The sequence below is a fragment of the Holdemanella porci genome (genome assembly GCF_019052655.1).
Lineage (GTDB): Bacteria > Bacillota_I > Bacilli_A > Erysipelotrichales > Erysipelotrichaceae > Holdemanella > Holdemanella hominis.
In genome coordinates, this window is sequence record NZ_JAHQVB010000192.1 from 1 (window position 1) to 350 (window position 350).

General features: G+C 35.7%; 1 protein-coding gene. It reads left to right on the forward strand.

The genetic code is table 11. The features are described from left to right. Positions 1-46: 46 nt before the first annotated feature. Positions 47-350, forward strand: a 304-nt coding sequence (locus KTQ83_RS12100) for a transposase (RefSeq protein ID WP_244975869.1), incomplete at its 3' end; no start/stop codon positions are given.

A 350-nucleotide genomic window follows, 5' to 3' on the forward strand; every position in this document is an offset into this window, starting at 1 on the left:
TCTTTTTAAAATGCTTATCATAAATATCGTGTTTGGAATCAATTCTATGCGCAAGACATGTCAGGAGATCGAAGTCAATTTGGCATATCGCTGGTTTCTTGGGTTGAGTATCGATGAGAAGATTCCAAACTTTTCTACATGGTCTCAGAACTATATTCGTAGATATAAAGATTCAACTATATTCCAGGAAATCTTTATGGAAATATTAGAACAGGCCGTTGATTATGGCTTTGTCGATTTCACAACGGTATTTGGAGACAGTACGCATCAGAAGGCAAACGCCAATAAAAGAAAAAGTGTCAAAAAAGAAGTAGAGATCCTCAAAAAGAAATACGAAGATGATCTGTTGG